We start from the raw sequence: 21778 nt of genomic DNA, 5'->3' as shown, positions 1-21778 counted from the left end.
GAGTTTTTTTTATTTTGAATAGGAGGAATTGTCAGATGAGTTATAATCATGGGCAGATTGAAAAGAAATGGCAGAAATATTGGAAGGACAACCACACGTTCAAGATGACGGACGATCCTTCAAAACCGAAGTTTTATGCTCTCGATATGTTCCCGTATCCATCAGGTGCCGGGCTTCACGTCGGGCATCCGCTTGGCTATATTGCGACGGATATTTTAAGTTCATTCAAACGGAAGCAAGGTTACAATGTGTTGCATCCGATGGGGTGGGATGCATTCGGGCTCCCGGCAGAACAATATGCCCTTGATACGGGGAATGACCCTGCTGAATTTACGGCCAAAAATATCGCGACATTCAAACGTCAAATGAATGACCTCGGTTTTTCTTATGACTGGGATCGTGAAATCAATACGACAGATCCGAAATATTACAAGTGGACTCAATGGATTTTCATCCAATTGTATAAGAGAGGCCTGGCCTATGTAGATGAGGTAGCGGTGAACTGGTGTCCGGCACTTGGCACTGTGTTGGCCAATGAAGAAGTAATTGATGGGAAATCAGAGCGCGGAGGGCATCCGGTCGAGCGCCGTCCGATGCGCCAATGGGTATTGCGCATTACTGAATATGCCGATCGTTTGCTAGAAGACCTCGATGAATTGGATTGGCCGGAAAGCTTGAAAGATATGCAGCGCAACTGGATCGGCCGTTCAGAAGGGGCACAATTGACGTTCGACATCGATGGAACGGATTTATCGTTCGAAGCATTCACAACACGTCCGGACACGATTTTCGGAGCGACATATGCAGTGCTTGCACCTGAACACAAGCTCGTTGAAAAAATTACGTCAGCCGAGCAGAAAGTAGCGGTTGAGAATTATTTGAATGAAGTGAAAATGAAAAGTGACCTTGAACGTACCGATCTAGCGAAAGAGAAGACGGGCGTATTCACAGGTGCTTATGCTATCAACCCGGCGAGCGGCGAGAAAATGCCGATCTGGATTGCAGACTACGTATTGGCTACATACGGAACAGGTGCTATCATGGCGGTTCCAGCCCATGATGAACGGGACTATGAGTTTGCAAAGGAATTTGACCTGCCGATCATTGAAGTGGTTGCGGGCGGCAATATTTTACAGGAAGCTTATGTAGGAGACGGAGCTCATATCAATTCCGGATTCTTAGATGGTCTAGGCAAAGAAGAAGCGATTGAAAAAGCGATTGCTTGGTTTGTGGAACAAGGTAAAGGCGAGAAGAAGATCACATATCGCTTGCGTGACTGGTTATTCTCCAGACAACGTTATTGGGGCGAGCCGATCCCGATCATCCATTGGGAAGATGGCACAATGACTCCGCTTGACGAATCTGAACTACCGCTGAAATTACCGGTCACTGATGATATCAAACCGAGTGGGACAGGCGAATCACCACTTGCGAATATCGAAGAGTGGGTGAATGTTGTACATCCGGAAACGGGCATGAAAGGCCGTCGCGAAACGAATACGATGCCGCAATGGGCGGGTAGCTGCTGGTACTACTTGCGTTATATCGACCCAAATAACGACGAAATGATCATCGATCCAGAATTGGCAAAACGTTGGTTGCCGGTTGACATTTATGTCGGAGGTGCGGAACATGCGGTGCTCCATCTTCTATACGCAAGATTCTGGCATAAAGTGCTATACGATATCGGTGTTGTACAGACGAAAGAGCCGTTCCAAAAATTGTTCAACCAAGGGATGATCCTCGGAGAAGGCAATGAAAAAATGTCGAAGTCGAAAGGCAACGTCATTAACCCAGATGATATTGTTCATTCACATGGCGCAGACTCACTTCGCTTGTATGAAATGTTCATGGGACCATTGGAAGGATCCAAAGCATGGACAACGAACGGTCTCGACGGAGCAAGGCGCTTCCTAGATCGCATCTGGCGTCTATTTGTCAATGAAGACGGTACCTTAAGCACGAAAATCGCTGAAGGATCAGGTGGAGAACTTGAAAAAGTGTACCATCAAACCGTGAAAAAAGTGACGGAAGACTTTGAAGGAATGCGTAATAATACTGCTATTTCCCAATTGATGGTATTCATTAACGATGGCTACAAAGTCGATTCAATTCCAAAAGAATATGTGGAAGGCTTCGTGAAAATGATTTCACCTATCGTTCCGCATTTAGCAGAGGAACTATGGGAGAAATTGGGCCATACGGATACTATTACGTATGAAGCATGGCCGACGTATGATGAGTCAAAACTGGTTGACGACACGGTTGAAATGGCCGTTCAAATTAATGGTAAAGTCCGCGTGAAAATCGTTGTTTCAAAAGATGCAACGAAAGAAGAACTTGAAACAAGTGTCCTTGACGACGAACGAGTGAAAGAGCTTCTGGAAGGAAAAGACGTGAAGAAAATCATCGCAATTCCTGGAAGACTGATCAATATCGTTGTAGCTGGCTAATCACATGAAATCCGCGGGAGCGTTTATCGCTCTTGCGGATTTTTTTTAGGTGATGGGAGTTGTTGGTGATTATTTGTCTGGTTTTTATGCGAGATTTTTAAGGGGGATGATTGTTTGAAGGGCTTATAGAGCGCGATCCAAAGTTAATGATCGTTAGAAGTAATAGAGCGCAATTTAAAGTTAATGATCGCTATTAGTATTCTAAGAGCGCCAATCAAAGAGTATGATCACTAAGTAGAATAATAGAGCGTCAACCAACAATGTATGATTACTTGAACCAGTTATAGGGAGTTTATTCCTCACTCCCCGCTGTTACAACCTATAAATAGGCGCCGACAGATTTAGTCAGGCGCCTATTGCATATACTATAGACTGGTCGCGTATTCGCCGGCGCTCATTCCTGCGATTCTTCCGGTGACGAGAGCGGATGTGATATTGTAGCCGCCAGTGTAGCCGTGGATATCTAAGATTTCTCCGCAGAAATAGAGTCCCTCTCTTTTGCGGGAAGCCATGGTTTTTGGGACGATTTCTTTCACGGAAACACCGCCGCCAGTGACGAAAGCTTTTTCAATCGGTTGTGTGCCGTTGACTTTCATCGAAAAAGCTTTTAATAATTTAGCGAGTGAACGAATTTTCTCAGCGGACATGGAAGCTCCGGTTTCAGTAGGATCAATAGCCGCCTGTTCAAATAAAAAGAGCAACCATCGTTCCGGAGCGATCCCTTTCAATGCGTTTTTCACCGCTTTTTTTGGATCTTCTTTCAGTGTAGAATGGAGCAGTTGAAAGGCTTTCTCTTCATTCATGGAAGGGAGTGAGTCAATGCGCATTTCAACTGGGCCTTTCCCGTTTTTCATCTGTTCTTTGACGACGAACTGGCTACACCGCAATATGGCTGGGCCGCTTAAGCCGAAATGGGTGAACAGCATGTCCATTTGGTGAGTGATCAATGTTTTGCCTTTGGCGTTCAGGACAGATACCGCCACATCACGAAGGGCCAGTCCTTGCAATTCTTTAGAGACGATGAAAGGTTCGCTGGATAATAAAGGCACTTCTGTCGGATAGAGCTCTGTCACTGTATGACCTGCTTTTTCTGCCCAAGGATAGCCGTCCCCTGTTGAACCGGTTTGAGGGACCGCCTTGCCGCCGACTGCGACAACGACCGCATTTGACCGGATTTCATCGCCGGAATCGAGCCGTACGCCAAGAATACGTTCGTCATCCATTAAAAGTTTTTTGACACGTGTTTCGAGTTTCACTTCGACTTTCAAACGGGCCATTTCCGTTAGGAGGGCATCGACTACGTCTTTCGCTTTGTTGGACACAGGGAACATACGCCCGTGGTCTTCTTCTTTTAAAGCGACCCCAAGGCCTTCGAAAAATCGGATGATATCTTCATTGTTGAAGACAGAGAATGGCCCGTATAGAAATCGGCCGTTCCCGGGGATGTTTTTCACGATTTCTTCCTGCGGCAACCGATTGGTCACATTGCAACGCCCGCCTCCTGAGATGGCCAGTTTATTACCAAGTTTTTTTCCTTTTTCAAGAAGGAGAACTTTCTTTCCTTTTTCAGCGGCTGCAATGGAAGCCATCAATCCAGAGGGACCCCCGCCGATGATAATAACGTCATACATAGTGGAACCACGCTTTCGGTTTTTCTCTCATTATACACAAATAACGGCAATGCATTGTGAAAAATGTCGACTGAGGGTAAACTGTATAAAGTGGATTTAGCCGCATGAACGGACAAAAAGCGCCATCAACTGTTGAAAGGCAAGGGATATGATCTGTCAATGTCCGATTCACAGATGCCGATTACAGAGGCTTTGCCGTAAGCTTTCTTGCTGTTCGTTTAAATCGGTAGAGGGTATGTCCTCACGAATTGAAGTTTCACTTTATGGAGATTGGAAGGATTACATATGTCATCGAATCTTGTCAAAGGCAGTGCCATTTTGACGATTGGGCTCTTTTTATCTAAAGCGCTCGGTCTTTTATACCTTATGCCGTTTTATGCAATTGTCGGAGAGGAAAATATCGGCCTTTATCAATATGCCTATATCCCTTATAATATTGCGCTCTCTATTGCCATTTCGGGTGCTCCGCTCGCCATTTCGAAATTTGTTTCAAAATATAATGCGCTTGGAGATTATGCGACGGGGAGGAAAATGCTGAAATCGGGCATGCTGGTGATGGCCCTTACAGGCATACTCTCTTTTTTAACGCTGTACTTTCTAGCTGAGCCGCTCGCGCACCTTGTGCGGAGAAATGATGAACAAATTTTTACAGTGGAAGAAATCGCGGGTGTGATCCGTTGGGTGAGCTTTGCATTGTTAGTCGTTCCGATCATGAGCATTGTGCGTGGCTTTCTGCAAGGGAATCATAAAATGATGCCGACATCGGTTTCACAGTTGGTGGAACAGATTGTAAGGATTGTCGTTGTACTCGTAGGGGCTTTCATCGTCGTCAATTTCATGAATGAATCCCCGAGGACTGCAGTGAATTTTGCTGTATTTGCGGCGTTTATCGGAGCACTTGCCGGTTTGGTCGTCCTTTATAAGTATTGGAGAAGTTACAAGCCTGAATTCGATCATCTGCTCGCCAATAGTCCTTCTGCCAGTAAGGTATCCATCACAGATATGTATACGGAAGTATTTGCCTATATTTTACCGTTTGTCCTTGTCGGGGTCATCAATCCGCTTTATCAGTTTGTCGATATGATCACCTTTAACAATGCAATGGCATCAATTGGATTGGCAAATGTGACAGACACCTATTTTGCGATGTTAAATCTCCTTACACATAAGTTTGTGATGATTCCTGTGATGGTCGCAACAGGGTTTTCAATGGCGCTCATCCCCGTCATTACGGGTTATTATGCGAAAAATGATCAAAAGGGGATTACACGTTCTCTTGATCAAACCTATCAGATCATGTTGTTTTTGACAGTTCCGATGGTGATCGGATTGATCGTGTTGTCGGATGAACTTTATCAATTCTTGTACAGCAAGAGTGCGGCGGGATCTGAAATCCTGGCACACTACGCACCTGTGGCCATTCTGTTCGGCTTGTTCACGGTCACGGCGGCGATTTTGCAAGGGATTGACCGCCAAAAATGGATTGTTTTCACATCGCTGCTCGGCTTGCTGTTCAAATTGGTATTGAACATACCACTTATTAAATTGTTCGAGACGGATGGAGCGATTGCCGCTACCGCCATCGGATATGCCATCGCAGTCGGTTTGAATATCGCTGTTATTACAAAAACGCTTCATTATCGTTCGAAAATGGTGTTCAGAAGATTGATCCTAATTGGGCTATTAAACCTGGTCATGTTCATAACAGTGGCGCTCACGCTGAAAGGTTTAACAGCGATTAGTGAGGCGGATGGGAAAATGCATGCGCTCCTTTATGTTTTACTATGTGCAATGGTGGGAGCAGCTGTCTACGGTTATCTGTCTTTTAAAACCGGTCTTGCACAAAAACTATTTGGAAATCGTTTGACTAAATTGACGAACAAGCTTGGCTTTAGGAGATGATGGATATGCGCTTGGATAAATTATTGTCAAATATGGGTTATGGTTCACGGAAAGAGGTACGGCAACTTTTGAAAAAAGGCGCGGTCCGTGTCAATACAGAAACCGTGAAAGATGCGGCTTTACATATTGACATAGATAAAGATGAGGTAACGATCCTCGGTGAAAAAGTGGTCTATAAAGAATTTATATATTTGATGATGAACAAACCGCAAGGCGTGTTGTCGGCTACGGAAGATTTGAGGGATCCGACCGTGATCGATCTATTGGATGCGGAATTCCGCCATTTTGAACCGTTTCCGGTCGGGCGGTTGGATAAAGACACGGAAGGCTTCCTGTTGCTGACGAATGACGGGAAGCTCGCACATAATTTATTGTCGCCGAAAAAAGGGGTGCCGAAAACGTATTTTGCTCACGTTGAGGGGATCGTCACAGAAGAAGATGTGGAGCGGTTTGAGGAAGGGGTCATCCTCGATGATGGTTATGAAACAAAACCTGGTCGACTGGCCATTCTCAAATCAGCTCCTGTATCTGAGATCGAATTGACAATAACAGAAGGGAAGTACCACCAAGTGAAGCGGATGTTCGAAGCGGTTGGGAAGAAAGTTGTCTATTTAAAACGCTTATCGATGGGGCCGCTCACTTTGGACGAAGGGTTGGGCTTAGGTGCCTATCGGGAGTTGACGGTAGAGGAGATAGCGCTGCTTGAGGAACTAGCATGAAGAAGGCTGAGCCGCTTTACGCGATTCAGCCTTCTTCTGATAAGGATATGCAGAAATCAAGAGGTTAGTTTCACTTTTTTTGCTGTCGTCGTCCATTTACCGCGGACCGGGCTCATAATGAGCTCATTGTATTCGAGGACATTCAAGTCCCGTTGAACGGTACGGTGAGTGATGCCAAATTCTTCGGCCAAGCTTTCTGTTGTAACGGTACCGTTATCAAGAATGTACAGATAAACATCCTTGATACGTGTAAGCATACGATCAGTTGCAGGTTTCAAGTGTTGACCCACTCCTTCATCATCATTTTCCAAAAACATGGTCATGAGACTTATGAATGTTGCCTTAGCTGTACTGAAACTACCCCGACCCTGCACATCCTTTCCATTGGCAATCATGCAAATAATATTGTCAGATCAAATCTTCTGACAATACTAGTATAACATATTTTTTGTAAGGATTACATGAAGTTATTGTAAAAAAATCAATGGCGAAGGTAATTCTTTCTTTTGAGCGCTTTCCGTGTGAAAATAGAAAGATGACGAAAGAAGGTGTGTTGAATAATGAATTGGAAACAGGAAGCATTGAAAAGAGAAGCACAACTGATTCAAGACTTACAGCAATTGATTGCCATACCTTCCGTCCTCGATGAGGATGCGGCGACGCCGGATGCCCCATTCGGACCAGAGCCCAAACGTGCGCTTGAATGGTTGCTTGAACAAGGACGCCAAGAAGGATTTGTTGTGAAAAACATCGATAATCGGGCTGGACATATTGAAATGGGAGAAGGAGACGATATCATCGGAATCCTTTGCCATGTCGATGTAGTTCCGGCTGGCGGTAATTGGTCGACTCACCCTTTTGAAGGAACCATTTCGGATGGCAAGTTGTTTGGCCGGGGAGCAATAGACGATAAAGGTCCGACAATTGCCGCTTGGCATGCGATGAAGATCGTGAAGGATTCTGGGAGAAAGTTCAATAAGCGGGTTCGCCTTATTATTGGAACAGATGAGGAAAGTGGTTTTCGCTGTATGGACCGGTATTTTGAAAAAGAGGAGATGCCGACACTCGGGTTTGCACCAGATGCCGACTTTCCGATCATCAACGCTGAAAAAGGGATTGCAATGCTCGTATTCAAACAACGAGCGGAAGACCCGGATGGTCAATTATTGCGCTTCCAATCTGGGAATCGGACGAATATGGTGCCAGACTATGCAGAGGCGCATATTACAGCGAGAATCGAGGAGATTGGTGAACAATACCGGACATTTCTGAATGTCCATGATGTGATAGGTGATTTGCAAGAAGTGGATGGGAAAACGATCATTACGCTCCATGGCAAATCGGCGCATGCGATGGAACCCGATGACGGCGTGAATGCAGCCGTGCTACTTGCATCGTTCTTGAATCGGATCTTCGTGGAAGGATCGTCGAAAAACTTTACCCAATTCATGTCGGAAGCGTTTGGGAGTGAAACACGTGGACATTTTCTAGGGCTGGCGTTCAATGATGAAGTGTCGGGCGATACGACGCTCAATGCGGGTGTAGTTTCCTTTCATCCGGAAACGATGGGCGAAGTGCATGTCAGCATGCGCTATTCCGTCACTTACCCTTTTGAAGAAAAAATGACGACTTGTATGGCGCGTCTAACGAATTCACCGTTCACCGTCGATGTTGAGTCCAATTCACCTCCTCATCATGTCGATGCTACAGACCCGCTGATCCAGACGTTGCAAGCTGTTTATACCGATCATACGGATGAGGAAGCGACTTTGTTAGCAATTGGTGGGGGGACGTATGCGCGTGTTCTTGAAAAAGGCGTCGCGTTCGGAATGCTTTTTCCAGGCCGGGAGGACGTCGCACACCAAGCGAATGAATATGTCTATATTGAAGATTTATTAAAGGCAACTGCCATGTATGCGGATGCCATCAATCGACTGTTATAAGATCAATCGCGCCTCGGCGTGATTGCGTCCAGATTTTGAATTGAGCAACGCTCACGTCTAGTCTTCGGGCGCCTGGAGCTCGGGTCATAAGTCAAAGTTGTTCTGTGGTAAAAAGCACCACGCCGCATCTTCTCCTTATGCCTGCCGCTCCTAGGCAGGCGCCCTACGCTTTTGGAGAATTAACTGCTTTCAAAATCTGTGACATCCGCGGGTCTACAGGATGTAGGTCATGCAGTCGTTGCGAATCGAACAGCGAAGGGTTCGATTTGCCTTAATTTCTGCGATCTGTGCAGAAATTAAGGCACTTTCCTTTTAGGACGTCGCGCACTTAGACTGCCTTCCATTATTCGTTCAGCGGGCGCTTGGACACCCGCTGAACAGGAAAACAGTACCGCATTCATCTCGCCACCTATAGAGGTGGGAGTTTTCTGTAGCTGCCGCTTCGCTTTCATTACAAAAACATTTGCTGAATGAAGAGAATTGGGAAGGGGAATGACGAATGGCAATTTACTTTGTTGATGGTCAATTTACAGAAAAAGAAAATCTGAAGATTTCTGTGGAAGATCGAGGTTATTATTTTGGTGATGGTGTCTATGAAGTGATAAAAGTATATGAGGGCGAGCTATTTACTGCTGAAGAGCATTTGAATCGATTAGTTGAAAGTGCAATGAAAATCAAACTGACAATCCCTTTCACGCAGCAACAATTGTTTGGAATAGCTAAAAAACTTGTACAAGACAACCAAATCGGGACGGGGCATGTCTATATGCAAGTGACAAGAGGCGTTGCACCGCGGATCCATCAGTTCCCGGATCCAACTGTAGCACCTGTTGTCATCGCCTATGCAGTGAATAATCCACGGCCCGAAAAGGCGATTGGAAATGGAGTTCCCGTTAAATCCGTTGCAGATGTCCGCTGGCTGCGTTGTGATATAAAAAGTTTGAACTTGCTCGGCAATGTGCTGGCAAAGCAGGAAGCGTTCGAAGCGGGATGTACCGAAGCGGTCCTTCATCGGGACGGGGTGGTAACAGAAGGTTCGTCATCCAATCTGTTTGGTGTGAAAGACGGTAAGGTGTATACACATCCTGCGAACAATCTGATCTTGAATGGCATTACACGTCAAGTCGTCCTGAAACTATGTCGTGAGCAGGGGATTCAGGTGGAGGAAACGCCGTTTACCCTCGACGAAGCATTTGCGATGGATGAGTTCTTTTTAACATCGACAACTTCGGAAATTACACCGATCACGTCAATTGATGGACGACCGATCGGTACTGGCAAACCAGGTGCTTTTACGGTCGACTTACAAAAAGCGTTTGCAACCCAATTCCCAGCATTCGTCCCAGGTGAATGATTGATTACGCACGGTTGTGAGGAGAGTGGTGAAAAATGGCGCAACTCGTTAAAATGTTGGACTATGTTTCGCGTTATGAACAGGATTTATCCCGTTACCCAACGCAATATATTCGCCTGAAGAAATATCAATGGGAGCGGATGAAAGCCCAATGGGAAAACGGAGCGGATTTGACGGAGTGGCATCAGCAAGTGGAGGAGGAACCTGAAGAGCGGGGGAACGGAAAATGGTTTTCCCCGATTTTCCGGTTGTTCGGGCAACGGAAAACAGCGGAGGAGGAAGAACTTGAATCGAAAGAGATGGAAAAGGATGAAGAGCCGGACTTAGGATTTAATCCGAACATCATCTACAATCCAACCACTTTGAAACAATTAAGGAAACTGTATATCGATCAATTGTTCCATTTTCAGATCAAATGGGCAAGCTCCACATTGATGGACAGGTCCCGTGTGGATCCACGCTTCATGCGGGATTCCTTATTACGCAGTTTTGCCCAACAGCTTCCGGATAATTATTTGCTTTTCTATTACCCGATTCTATTATTGAAAAAAGCGCCTATTGAACTGGATATCATCATTGTCACTCCTGTTGAATGCATGTGCATCACCGTCCTCGAAGAAGAAGATGTAGCAGCATTTGTCGGGGGAGGGGAACGGTTTTGGATAAAAAAATTCGGAGAAAATGAGACAAAGTTGCTCAATCCATTAATCGCCTTGAACCGGATGGAAAAAATCATCAGCGGACTTTTTAAGGCGTCGGATATCGACTTTCCCGTCAAGAAGTACTTGTTGTCTCGCAATGGCTTTATCGATTATCCAGGGACGTCTTTCGATGTCAAAATGATTGACAGACGCTCCTATCCTGAATGGTTTGCCGCTCTGCAAAAGTCAGTGACCCCGATGAAGTTTTCCCAGTTTAAAGCTGCCCAAGCGATATTGGATGTCGGGCAGAGCACTTCGATAAGTAGGATCTTTGATGCGGATGAAGAACAAAACGACAGTGAAAAACTAAACAAAGAAGAATTTTGAATAGAAAAGAGTGTATGAAATGCGTCTTCGAAATAAACCGTGGGCAAGGGATTTCATGGCTGAACATCCCGACGTCCTTTTAGCAGAACCCGAAAAACTGAACAATGGGTGGCATACCCTATTTGGCAATGACCATCCAATCCATATTGAAGTGGGAACGGGGATGGGGCAATTTATCATCGGGATGGCACTTGCCAACCCGAATGTCAATTATATTGGAATTGAGCATTTCGATAATGTCATCGTCTCGGCTCTTGAAAAAGCGATAGAGGCAGGAAAACCTTCCAATCTTCGTCTTTTCCGTGCGAATGGAGTGGATCTTTTGAAGATTTTCCATAAAGGAGAAATTGACCGGGTGTATTTGAACTTTTCAGATCCATGGCCGAAAACAAGGCATGAAAAAAGAAGATTGACACATGAATCCTTTTTGAAGCTCTATGAAACGGTCCTCGTGCCGGGAGGAGAGATCCATTTTAAAACGGATAACCGGCATTTATTCGAGTATTCACTTGTTTCCATGTCCGCTTATGGAATGCGATTAAAAGCTGTATCACTCGATTTGCACGCGGAGATGCCCGAAGATAATATAATGACAGAGTACGAAGAGAAGTTTTCCGCAAAAGGACAGCCGATCTACCGACTTGAATCACAATATATGAATGTTTGAGAAGGGTGTGAACGTTAGGGAAGGGGAGTTTTGGGATGGATGCATTTACGTTTCACGATATGGAACTGACGTGGTTGGATGGAGGGCTAAGTTATTTAGATGGCGGCCCAATGTTTGGGGTTGTCCCAAAGGCACTTTGGTCAAAACGGTACGCACCGGATGAAAACAATTTGATCGAAATGCGAACAGACCCGATTTTCATTCGTTATGCAGGAAAGAATATTTTGATCGACTCGGGAATCGGGAAAGAGAAGCTCAATGACAAGATGAAACGGAATTTGGGCATCCGGGAAGAGACTCGAGTCGAGGAAAGTTTACAAAAGCTAGGGTTAGCACCTACCGATATCGATCTTATCCTGATGACTCATTTGCATAATGATCATGCGGCAGGATTGACAGGGGGAGAAGGGGATCGCTTCGTTTCTGTTTTTCCCAATGCAACGATTCATGTTTCCAAAATAGAGTGGGATGAGATGCGCAATCCGAATATCCGCTCCCGAAATACGTATTGGAAAGAAAATTGGAAGCCAATTCAGCAGCAAGTGGAAACGTTTGAAGACCGCTTTACCGTACTTCCTGGCATCGAGATGATCCATACGGGAGGGCACAGCAATGGCCATTCGATTATTCAACTGACGCAAAACGGCGATACGATTTTACATATGGCGGATATTATGCCGACGCATGCCCACAGCAATCCGCTATGGGTCCTCGCCTACGATGATTATCCGATGGATTCGATTTTTGCGAAAGAAAAGTTGATGAAGGAAGGGTTGGCGAATGGATATCGATTCATCTTTTACCATGATGCTGTTTATCGGCTTGTGAAATGGGATGAGAGTGGTCAGAAGATTATTGAGTCCGTGAAACGAACTGGGTGAAAAAAACCGTTACATGCCGAAAAATTCGGGTATGTAACGGTTTTTTTGTGTGTTAGCGTTTCACAAGTTCAACGACTGTGCCCGTTTTGGCATCCGCCGCGAATTCAAATTGTTCCAGTTCGCCGTTTTTGATGCGTGAAATGCCCCCGCGGTATACATCCATTGAAATGACATTATTTTGAAAAGGCTCTGTCTTCATGACAATCCATGAGCCGTCTATCGGTCCTTCGGTCTTAAACGCTTCTTTTACAGTGTTTAGGACGGTATCGGCCGAGACATTTTTGTTCAGACGATCTATTGTTTCGCTGACAACGATGCCTGCCGCTACACCAGTCAATACTCCTGCTAGGAAATTATTCACTTTCATTGCTGTATCCCTCCACTATCAGACTTTTAACTAGTGTACCATAAATTTGCTTCGGAGCGGTGCTGGCTTTTGAACTTCAGTTAAACGAAAAAAGTGGAAAAAAGTATTTCGGAAGGTTGTATGGAACGTTGGATACTATCGGCAATATCGACTACAATAAGGATTATACATAAAGAAGTGGAGGTCTTTTCATGCACAAAGAGACGATGGAAATGTTTAGGACGTTGACTGAACTACCAGGTGCCCCCGGTAACGAACATGCTGTCCGGGACTATATGCGCGAGGAACTTCGAAAGTATGCCGATGAAGTGATTCAAGATAATTTAGGTGGAATCTTTGGTGTCCGAAAAGGACCCGAGGATGGCCCGAGAATAATGGTGGCGGGTCATATGGATGAAGTCGGCTTTATGGTGAGTCAAATAACGGATAATGGCATGATCCGTTTTCAACCGCTCGGCGGCTGGTGGAGCCAAGTTTTGCTCGCACAACGTGTGCAAGTGATGACGGATAACGGTCCGGTCATTGGTGTAATCGGTTCCATTCCACCGCATCTGTTAAGTGATCAAGTGCGTAATAAGCCGATGGATATCAAAAACATGCTGATTGATATCGGTGCGGATGATAAAGACGATGCGAAGAGAATCGGGATTCGTCCTGGTCAACAAATCGTTCCGGTTACGTCGTTCACACCGTTGGCAAATGAAAAAAAAATCCTTGCCAAAGCATGGGATAACCGCTATGGCTGTGGTCTCGCCATTGAATTATTGAAAGAATTACACGGAGAATCTTTGCCGAATCAGCTGTATTCCGGCGCAAATGTATTGGAAGAAGTCGGACTCAGAGGGGCTGCCGCGGCGGCGACGATGATTGATCCCGATTTATTCTTTGCGCTGGATGCAAGTCCAGCCAATGATGCGAATGGCAATAAAAATGAATTTGGGCAACTAGGGAAAGGAACATTATTGCGTATTTTTGATCGTTCGATGGTTACTCATCGTGGAATGCGTGAATTTGTTCTCGACATGGCGGAAACACATCAAATTCCTTATCAATATTTCATTTCACCAGGCGGAACAGATGCGGGGCGTGTCCATACGTCCAACAAAGGTGTGCCGAGCGCTGTCATCGGGATCTGTTCACGTTATATTCATACATCAGGCTCCATCATCCACACAGATGATTATGCGGCAGCGAAAGAACTACTTGTCAAACTGGTAAAAGCATGTGATAAAACGACTTTGGAAACGATAAAAAACAACGTATAAATGCTCATGACATAACCGTCCTAAACTGTTGTGGGACGGTTTTTAGTAGGTCTAAAATGATTAAAGAGGTGAAAGCATATGGATTTTATCATCGGATCAACAAATTCGGCAAAACTAAGTGCCGCGAGACGTGTCATTGCTCTTCATTTTCCGCAGGCCGTGATTGAATCGGCGGAGGTAGGTTCAGGCGTATCGGAGCAACCTTTTGGGGATGAAGAGACAAGACTTGGCGCGCTGAATCGGGCTTTACGGGCGTCAAGCCTGAAAGAAGGTGCGATTGGCATCGGATTGGAAGGAGGGGTTCGTACACTTGATGGTCAAGTGTACCTTTGTAATTGGGGAGCGCTGAAGTTGCCTGACGGGACAAAATTTACCGCGGGCGGTGCCCAAATACCACTCCCGCCTGCCATTGCGGAAGAGATGCTGAATGGCAAGGAACTTGGACCGGTCGTTGACCATTATTTTAAAATGAATGGCATCCGTCAAAAGGAAGGCGCAATGGGTATGTTCACTGCCCAAGCTGTCAAAAGGGATGCGTTATTTGAACATATTTTGCAATTGTTAATCGGTCAATTCAAGTATCGTCAAATGGACGAATAAACCACGATGGTTGCAACTGCTTTGTAACATCTCTAAAATGGGAATTGGAATTCATCTTAAAGGATGGGGGGAAATCGAATGTCCCGGGAATGGAAATGGATAATCCTTGTGATGTTATCGGTACTATTGCTCGTTGGATGTGGAAAAACGCTCGATGAAAGGGCAGCAGCCGGAATCCGGGCGGCTCAATTGGCATTTCAATCAAATGATGAGAACGTCACAGAAGAAATTGAAGGCGTTAAACTATATAAGCCCGCGGGTTTTAGTTTAAGTGAAAACTCGGATGCACAAAATATCATTTTCACGAAACAGGATGAAACCTATATTCTTTTCAATAATCCAAATGAAAAGAAGGATAGCAAATTGTTTTACGAATTACTGTTGGCAGACCAAGCAAAAGAAATTGTCAAGCAAGCCACATTTGAAGAAGAAGACGTTTTTGGTTTTGTTGCCGTTATCGCAACTGGCAATGATCGAGTGGAACTGATTGCTAGCGTGGGCGGTGCGAAAATGACGACAATGGCAAAACCAAAAAATATTGAAGAAGATTTGACTAGAATGATGGAAATCGTGCGCTCCATTAAGCGGGATTCCTGATTGGAGGCATAAGTTATAAATGAACTCTGAACAATTGATTGAAGTATTGAAACAGCATCTACCTTCCGAACATTTTCAGTGGCAGTTTGACCGAAAACATGACAAAGTTCGATTGGAACACACGCTATTGAAAAAAGGAATGAGTATCTCTTTACCTGAAATTCTGGCAAAGTATGAACAGAAGAAGGAAGTGGCCATCGATGAGGTGGTCTATACGATCCGTGAAACATTCCAAGCGATGGAAAAAGAAGAGGCTGAAGGATTTTCTAGTGAATCGGTCATTTATCCTGTTATCCGATCGACGTCGTTTCCTCGTGAATCTACTGCAGGACGTCGGTTCATCACGAAAGAACATACAGCTGAAACGCGTATTTACTATGCGCTCGATTTAGGGACAACTTATCGTCTGATCGATGAAAGCATGGTAGAATCAATTGGACTGTCCGTGCAGGAAATGACGGAGTCGGCGTTGTTTAGATTAAGAGCGTTGCCGACGACGATGAAACGAGATGAAGTTTCGGGAAATATCTATTATTTCGTCAATAATAATGATGGCTATGACGCGAGCCGAATCTTGAATAGTGCATTTTTGAAGGAAATGGCCGGGAAAATTGAAGGGCATATGACTGTCTCTGTTCCTCATCAAGATGTGTTGATCATCGGGGATATCCGTAATGATACTGGATACGATGTGTTGGCGCAGATGACGATGCATTTCTTTACAACTGGCGTTGTACCGGTTACTTCGCTCTCATTCATCTATGAAGATGGCAAGTTGGAACCTATTTTCATCATGGCAAAAAATCGGTTGGCAAGAAGGGAAGGAAAGAAAAAATGAATTTGTTTTATAATGTGAACGGTATCGGGGATGTTTTACTTGTCCAGTTGACAACAGCCCGTTCACAATCGGTTACAATAAAATCTTATGGGGATGTCACAGCCATTCACGATGAAACATCAGACGAGTTGGTTGCGTTGAACCTTTTCCATGCATCTATTTATGTAGATGTAGAAAAACTTAGTGGCGATGAGTTATCGGAAGAGATCGTAAAACAACTCCAAGAGGCACTTCATAAGAACGGCGCTGACATTCAGTTGGAGGTTGACCTGTCTCCGAAGTTCGTTGTCGGGCATGTAACGAAAAAGGAAAAGCATCCTAATGCAGACAAACTAAGTATTTGTACAGTAGATATCGGTGATGAAACCGTGCAAATCGTTTGTGGGGCTCCGAATGTCGATGCTGGGCAAAAAGTAGTTGTTGCGAAGGTCGGGGCAGTCATGCCTTCCGGGATGGTCATTCGGGATGCCGAATTGCGCGGCGTTGCTTCGGCTGGTATGATCTGTTCAGCGAAAGAACTTGCCTTGCCGGACGCACCTGAAGAAAAAGGAATTTTAGTTTTAAATAGCGATGCGGTTGTAGGGACTTCGTTTAAAAAGTAATTGTGACAACGTCCTGTTCGAGCATATTTAGGAGTGTAGACAAAGTGTTTTACTTGTCTACACTCTTTTTGAAATAATAATTGATTTTGGGATATGGACATATTGCGTACGTAGACTACAGTCCTTATTGATGTAGCCCCTACGCATTTCCTATTTTCACGGATTAAATTGATTTCGTCTTGATATTCCTGTTAAAATAGAGTGATTGAGATGAAAAGAGTGATAGTCTTGAGTTGGTTTAAAAAAATAATGAATCGGTTTATTGGACCGGAAGAAGATACTAGCACAGAAAGTGTAGAGCAGTATGACGATGAGCAAGTGGAAACGGTTGAAAAATTTGAACGGAAACAAGGACCATCCTTTCGATTCCCCATCATTTCGGATGCGGAAATATACGGTTGGGAGGACGAGTCGACAACGAAACGTGCATCTACTAAAAACGATAAGGATCGAAAAGATACTGAAGATGATTATGAGACGAAGCCGTTATTTGAAAACGAAAGATGGCCGGGCGACAGCAGACCTGTCAATGTGTATCGGGTAGGAGATATAAAAAAATATCCGATTTCAGATGAGAAAGAGAAGGAAGTCTTCCCGTTAAAAGCGGACGCCTTGCCTAAGGAAAGTACTGCAAAGAAAAAAACGAACCCAAAATATTTCAGTAAAACGTTTATACCGTCCTCGGTCCCTTCTCCGATATACGGATATACTCGGCCGAACAACATGATGTCAAATGAATTGAAATCACAAGAATCGAAGCCGGCATTTCCGGACAGTCGGGAGCGCATTTTGGAAGAAACGTCTTCTGTGGCAATAAAAGAAGAACAGACCTCCATTTATTATGATGAGGAGCTTTCTTTACTTACAGAACAAATGGATGCAAAGATTCCAGATGAGATCGAAACGGTGGGAATTGTAACGGAAGAAACTGTGCATCCTATGGATAAGCTTGCAGAGGTTCCGGAACAATTGAATGAAATTGATTTGATGGAAAAGGTTGAGGAGGTAAAGGAAAAGAATCAGCCAGAACCTTCTATTTTTGAAGAAGAAACTGTGTATTCGACGCCTGATTTTGAAGAAGCTTCTGAACAATCGAATGAAATCGAGTTTCAGGAAGCGGTAGAAGAAAAAGCGGAAGAACAGCTGGCTGAGTATCCAGTTGAAACCCCACCAGCTAGTGAGGACCCGCTGGAACTTATGAAAGAACCTCTAGAAATTCCAGGACAAATGGATGAAGCCGACTCCATAGAAATGGCAGAAGAACAGCTGGCTGAGTATCCAGTTGAAACTCCACCAGCTAGTGAGGACCCGCTGGAGCTTATGAAAGAGCCTATAGAAGTTCCAGGACAAGCGGATGAAGCCGACTCCATAGAAATGGCAGAAGAACAGCTGGCTGAGTATTCAGTTGAAACTCCACCAGCTAGTGAGGGCCCGCTGGAACTTGTGAAAGAGCCTTTAGAAGTTCCAAGACAATTGGATGAGGCCGAGTTCGTGTCCATGGAAGCGGTAGAAGAGCAGATGGTGGAGCATCCGCTTGTAACTTCGACTCCTCCTGAGGAAACAGAGGAACTTATGGATGATCCGACAGAAGTTTCGGAACGACTGGAAGAAATCGAGTCCATGGAAATGGTAGAAGATGAAAGAGCAGAGTATGCAATGGAAGGCCCAACTTCCCTCGAGGAAACTTTCCATTTTCAGGACAAGCCGACGAGAATTCTGGAGCAATTGCCTGAGACCGATACAGTGGACATGGTGGATGAACTAGTAGAAGAACGCGCTATTGAATCTTCTATTTCTACTGAAGAAATTTCAGAGCCAGTGATTGAACCTGTCGTACAAGAGCCGGAAGAGAAGTCGGAGAAAATCGTTCCTTTCAATGTGTTAATGTTGAAATCGGACAAAGAAAAACTGCAGGCTTCGCAACCATCCACTATCCATGCATTGTTAGAACGTAACGAAAGAGAAGAAAATTTTTTCCGTGCCAATAAAGAGACCGTTGAACGTGAAGTGATCCAGAAGGAGACCGGCAGTTCGTTTCATGCTGCTGCGAGCGAAGTGGAGGAAACAGTAGAAGAAGAGCCTTATTATGCTATGCCTCCTATGGATTTTCTCATTCCTCCTGAACTTCACATCGAAGATTCAGAATGGTTGGAGTCACAATCGGAAAAGCTAGAAGTAGCCCTATCCCATTTTTCTGTACAAGCCAATGTCATTGAGGCGGTACAAGGACCGACTGTCACCCGTTTTGAACTGACGGTCGGACAGGGAACCAAGGTGAGCAAAGTCCGAAACTTGACCGATGACCTGAAGCTTGCACTAGCGGCAGAGGATATTCGGATTCAAGCACCGATTCCAGGCCGGAGTTCCATAGGGATTGAAATACCGAATCGAAAGACAAGGGCTGTCCGGATATCGGAAGTGATTTCGACAGAACAGTTCAGTGCGTCTACTTCTCCGATGGAAGCTGTCCTTGGGCTGAGCTTGACCGGTGAACCTGTCACGTTGGATTTGCGGAAAATGCCTCATGGAATGATTGCAGGGGCCACGGGATCTGGAAAATCGGTCTGTATCAATTCCATTTTGGTCAGTCTTCTCTATAAGGCTAACCCGGCAGATTTAAAGCTGATGTTAATCGATCCGAAGATGGTTGAACTCGCACCATTCAATGGCATACCACATCTGATCAGCCCCGTCATCACAGATGTGAAGGCGGCTACTGCAGCATTAAAGTGGGCTGTTGCAGAGATGGAAAGACGGTACGAACTGCTTGCACATGCTGGGGTCAGGGATATTGAGCGCTATAATAAGCTCGCGATGGAAAATCGACAATTTTCATTAAAGATGCCTTATTTGCTCATCGTCATCGATGAACTGGCGGATTTAATGATGATGGCGCCAGCGGATGTTGAAGTGTCGATTAGCCGTATTGCACAGAAAGCACGCGCTTGTGGAATCCATTTGATCATTGCGACGCAACGGCCTTCTGTAGATGTCATTACAGGTACCATTAAAGCGAATATACCGACACGCATTGCGTTTTCAGTGTCATCCCAAATCGATTCCAGAACGATCATTGATACTCCGGGAGCGGAAAGGCTACTCGGAAAAGGGGATATGTTGTATATTGGCAATGGACAGTCATCGGCTGTGCGGCTTCAAGGTACATTTGTCACGGATGATGAAATTGAACGTATAATAGAACACGTTCAAAACGAGGCGGCTCCGGACTATCTATTCGGACAGGAAGAGCTGCTCGCCACTAGTATAGAAGAAGAGGAGACTGACCCTCTTTTTGAAGATGCCTGCATATTCGTCTATGAACAAGGCGGCGCATCTACATCATTATTACAACGTAATTTTAGTATTGGTTATAATCGGGCAGCTAAGCTGATGGACCGCATGGAGAAAAAAGGGTTCATCTCTGAACAGCGTGGAAGCAAACCGCGTGATGTCTTTTTGACAGAAAGTGACATAGAAAAATTGACAGAGCGTCCGGATTATTAAGATAATTCATCGTTTCACAAAAACGATGTTACAATGAAGTAGCTCATGAACGAGCTTGATTAAATTGGGAACAGAAATGATCCCGGGAGGTTGCACTATGACATTGTTCCATTTTACGGGCATCAAGGGAGCCGGGATGAGTTCACTCGCCCAAATTCTCCATGATTCAGCCAACGAAGTACAGGGATCGGATGTGGAAAAGTGGTTCTTTACAGAAGAACCACTACATGAAAGAAAAATTCCTATTCTACCCTTCGATGAAAACAATATTAAACCCGGTATGACAATTATCGCGGGAAATGCTTTTCCAGATAGTCATCCGGAACTGATAAAAGCAAGGGAATTGGGGCTTGAAGTGATTCGATATCATGAATTTCTTGGGAATTATATGGGGAATTTCACATCGATCGCAGTGACCGGTTCACACGGCAAAACGTCGACGACCGGTTTGCTTGCCCATGTTCTATCCGGCCACTCGGCCACTGCCTATCTGATTGGGGATGGTACGGGAAGTGGGCCGGAAAATAGTGAATACTTCGTATTTGAAGCATGCGAATATAAAAGGCATTTTCTTGCCTATGCGCCTGATTATGCAATTATGACAAATATCGATTTCGATCATCCCGATTACTTTAAAGATTTGTCGGATGTATTGAATGCATTTGGCGAAATGGCATTGCGCGTCAAAAAAGCACTGATTGCATGTGGAGATGACATCCATCTTCAAAAGATCCAGGCGAACGTGCCTGTCCTTTACTACGGTTTTGAGGAGTCAAACGATTTTGCTGCAAAAAATATAAAGAAAACAGTCACGGGTTCAAGTTTTGACGTATTTGTTCGCAATGAGTTTTACCATACTTTTACTATTCCGTTGGCCGGTGATCATGCCATCTTGAATTCGTTAGGCATTATTGCCCTTTGCCATTATGAAGGTGTGGAAGCTTCTGTTATCCAGGAGAGACTTACAACGTTTCATGGCGTGAAAAGACGTTTTACCGTAACGGAAATGGATGATCGAGTCATCGTAGATGATTATGCACATCATCCGACCGAAATCCGGGCGACTTTGCAATCTGCAAAACAAAAATACCCTGATCGTGAAATTGTGGCGATCTTTCAGCCGCATACGTTTACAAGGACCGCTGCCCTTATGGAAGAGTTTGCATCGAGCCTTTCTGCGGCGGATCATGTTTATTTATGTGATATTTTCGGTTCTGCCCGCGAAAAGGCCGGCGATCTGACGGTTGAGGACTTGGTGAATAAAATACCGGGGGCAAAACATTTGCCGTTGGAAGAGAGTCATATGTTGAATACGCATAGAAATGCCGTGTACTTATTTATGGGTGCCGGTGACGTTCAAAAATATATGAATGCTTTCAAATCCTTTCTCGAAAAGGGAAAAACAGCTTAATCCATATGGATTGGCT

At 44.8% G+C, this 21778-nt stretch carries 18 protein-coding genes; 15 read left to right on the top strand and 3 right to left on the bottom strand.

Annotated features, from left to right (window positions below; all coding sequences use genetic code 11):
- Positions 1-35 precede the first annotated feature (35 nt).
- Positions 36-2453: a leucine--tRNA ligase gene (gene leuS, locus ACFPRA_RS16215; RefSeq protein WP_381436935.1), complete on the top strand. Its 2418-nt coding sequence runs from the start codon at positions 36-38 to the stop codon at positions 2451-2453.
- Between the two features lie 365 nt (positions 2454-2818).
- Here the strand turns inward: leuS and ACFPRA_RS16210 are convergent, their stop codons facing one another.
- Complete coding sequence (locus tag ACFPRA_RS16210; protein WP_381436932.1) at positions 2819-4084, bottom strand: BaiN/RdsA family NAD(P)/FAD-dependent oxidoreductase; 1266 nt, start codon at positions 4082-4084, stop codon at positions 2819-2821.
- A gap of 285 nt (positions 4085-4369) precedes the next feature.
- On the opposite strand from ACFPRA_RS16210, the gene ACFPRA_RS16205 reads away from it, so the two are divergent.
- Positions 4370-5986 (top strand): putative polysaccharide biosynthesis protein, encoded by a 1617-nt coding sequence (locus tag ACFPRA_RS16205; RefSeq protein ID WP_381436928.1) that lies wholly within the window; start codon positions 4370-4372, stop codon positions 5984-5986.
- A gap of 5 nt (positions 5987-5991) precedes the next feature.
- Positions 5992-6705, top strand: coding sequence for a pseudouridine synthase (locus ACFPRA_RS16200; RefSeq protein ID WP_381436926.1), 714 nt, complete (start codon positions 5992-5994; stop codon positions 6703-6705).
- 56 nt (positions 6706-6761) lie between these two features.
- Here the strand turns inward: ACFPRA_RS16200 and ACFPRA_RS16195 are convergent, their stop codons facing one another.
- A complete protein-coding gene (locus tag ACFPRA_RS16195; protein WP_381436923.1) occupies positions 6762-6983 on the bottom strand; it encodes a DeoR family transcriptional regulator in 222 nt (73 codons plus the stop codon).
- A gap of 282 nt (positions 6984-7265) precedes the next feature.
- On the opposite strand from ACFPRA_RS16195, the gene pepV reads away from it, so the two are divergent.
- The 5 genes from pepV to ACFPRA_RS16170 all read left to right on the top strand — a co-directional run bounded on the left by pepV (position 7266) and on the right by ACFPRA_RS16170 (position 12578).
- Complete coding sequence (pepV, locus tag ACFPRA_RS16190) at positions 7266-8648, top strand: dipeptidase PepV (RefSeq protein WP_381436920.1); 1383 nt, start codon at positions 7266-7268, stop codon at positions 8646-8648.
- A gap of 499 nt (positions 8649-9147) precedes the next feature.
- Positions 9148-10002: a D-amino-acid transaminase gene (gene dat / locus ACFPRA_RS16185; protein ID WP_381436917.1), complete on the top strand. Its 855-nt coding sequence runs from the start codon at positions 9148-9150 to the stop codon at positions 10000-10002.
- Between the two features lie 35 nt (positions 10003-10037).
- Complete coding sequence (locus tag ACFPRA_RS16180) at positions 10038-11030, top strand: nuclease-related domain-containing protein (RefSeq protein ID WP_381436914.1); 993 nt, start codon at positions 10038-10040, stop codon at positions 11028-11030.
- A gap of 19 nt (positions 11031-11049) precedes the next feature.
- The gene (gene trmB / locus ACFPRA_RS16175) at positions 11050-11697 is read left to right on the top strand and encodes a tRNA (guanosine(46)-N7)-methyltransferase TrmB (RefSeq protein ID WP_381436912.1); all 648 of its coding nucleotides are present in this window, start codon (positions 11050-11052) and stop codon (positions 11695-11697) included.
- A gap of 35 nt (positions 11698-11732) precedes the next feature.
- Positions 11733-12578 (top strand): YtnP family quorum-quenching lactonase, encoded by an 846-nt coding sequence (locus ACFPRA_RS16170; RefSeq protein WP_381436909.1) that lies wholly within the window; start codon positions 11733-11735, stop codon positions 12576-12578.
- Positions 12579-12630: 52 nt separating this feature from the next.
- Here ACFPRA_RS16170 and ACFPRA_RS16165 read toward each other — a convergent pair whose 3' ends face one another.
- Positions 12631-12945 carry a hypothetical protein gene (locus tag ACFPRA_RS16165; protein WP_381436907.1) on the bottom strand — a complete coding sequence of 105 codons (315 nt, stop codon included), beginning with the start codon at positions 12943-12945 and terminating at the stop codon, positions 12631-12633.
- Between the two features lie 191 nt (positions 12946-13136).
- Here ACFPRA_RS16165 and ACFPRA_RS16160 point away from each other — a divergent pair, with 191 nt between their 5' ends.
- From ACFPRA_RS16160 to murC, 7 genes are all read left to right on the top strand, one after another.
- Positions 13137-14210, top strand: a complete 1074-nt coding sequence (locus tag ACFPRA_RS16160; RefSeq protein WP_381436904.1) for a M42 family metallopeptidase — start codon at positions 13137-13139, stop codon at positions 14208-14210.
- 78 nt (positions 14211-14288) lie between these two features.
- A complete protein-coding gene (locus ACFPRA_RS16155) occupies positions 14289-14810 on the top strand; it encodes a DUF84 family protein (RefSeq protein WP_381436901.1) in 522 nt (173 codons plus the stop codon).
- A 78-nt stretch (positions 14811-14888) separates the two neighbouring features.
- The gene (locus tag ACFPRA_RS16150) at positions 14889-15407 is read left to right on the top strand and encodes a hypothetical protein (RefSeq protein ID WP_381436897.1); all 519 of its coding nucleotides are present in this window, start codon (positions 14889-14891) and stop codon (positions 15405-15407) included.
- 19 nt (positions 15408-15426) lie between these two features.
- Entirely contained in the window at positions 15427-16245 is an 819-nt protein-coding gene (locus tag ACFPRA_RS16145; RefSeq protein ID WP_381436895.1) for a DUF1444 domain-containing protein, read from the top strand.
- On the top strand, positions 16242-16847 hold the full coding sequence (gene ytpR / locus ACFPRA_RS16140; protein ID WP_381436892.1) for a YtpR family tRNA-binding protein: 606 nt from the start codon (positions 16242-16244) through the stop codon (positions 16845-16847). Before ACFPRA_RS16145 ends, ytpR begins: the two co-directional genes overlap by 4 nt.
- 228 nt (positions 16848-17075) lie before the next feature.
- A complete protein-coding gene (locus tag ACFPRA_RS16135) occupies positions 17076-20351 on the top strand; it encodes a DNA translocase FtsK (protein WP_381436889.1) in 3276 nt (1091 codons plus the stop codon).
- A 97-nt stretch (positions 20352-20448) separates the two neighbouring features.
- A complete protein-coding gene (gene murC, locus ACFPRA_RS16130) occupies positions 20449-21762 on the top strand; it encodes a UDP-N-acetylmuramate--L-alanine ligase (protein ID WP_381436886.1) in 1314 nt (437 codons plus the stop codon).
- Positions 21763-21778: the final 16 nt, after the last annotated feature.

It is taken from the genome of Sporosarcina soli, from assembly GCF_042655805.1.
Classification (GTDB): Bacteria; Bacillota; Bacilli; order Bacillales_A; family Planococcaceae; genus Sporosarcina; species Sporosarcina soli.
This window is presented reverse-complemented; position numbering and strand designations above follow the sequence as displayed.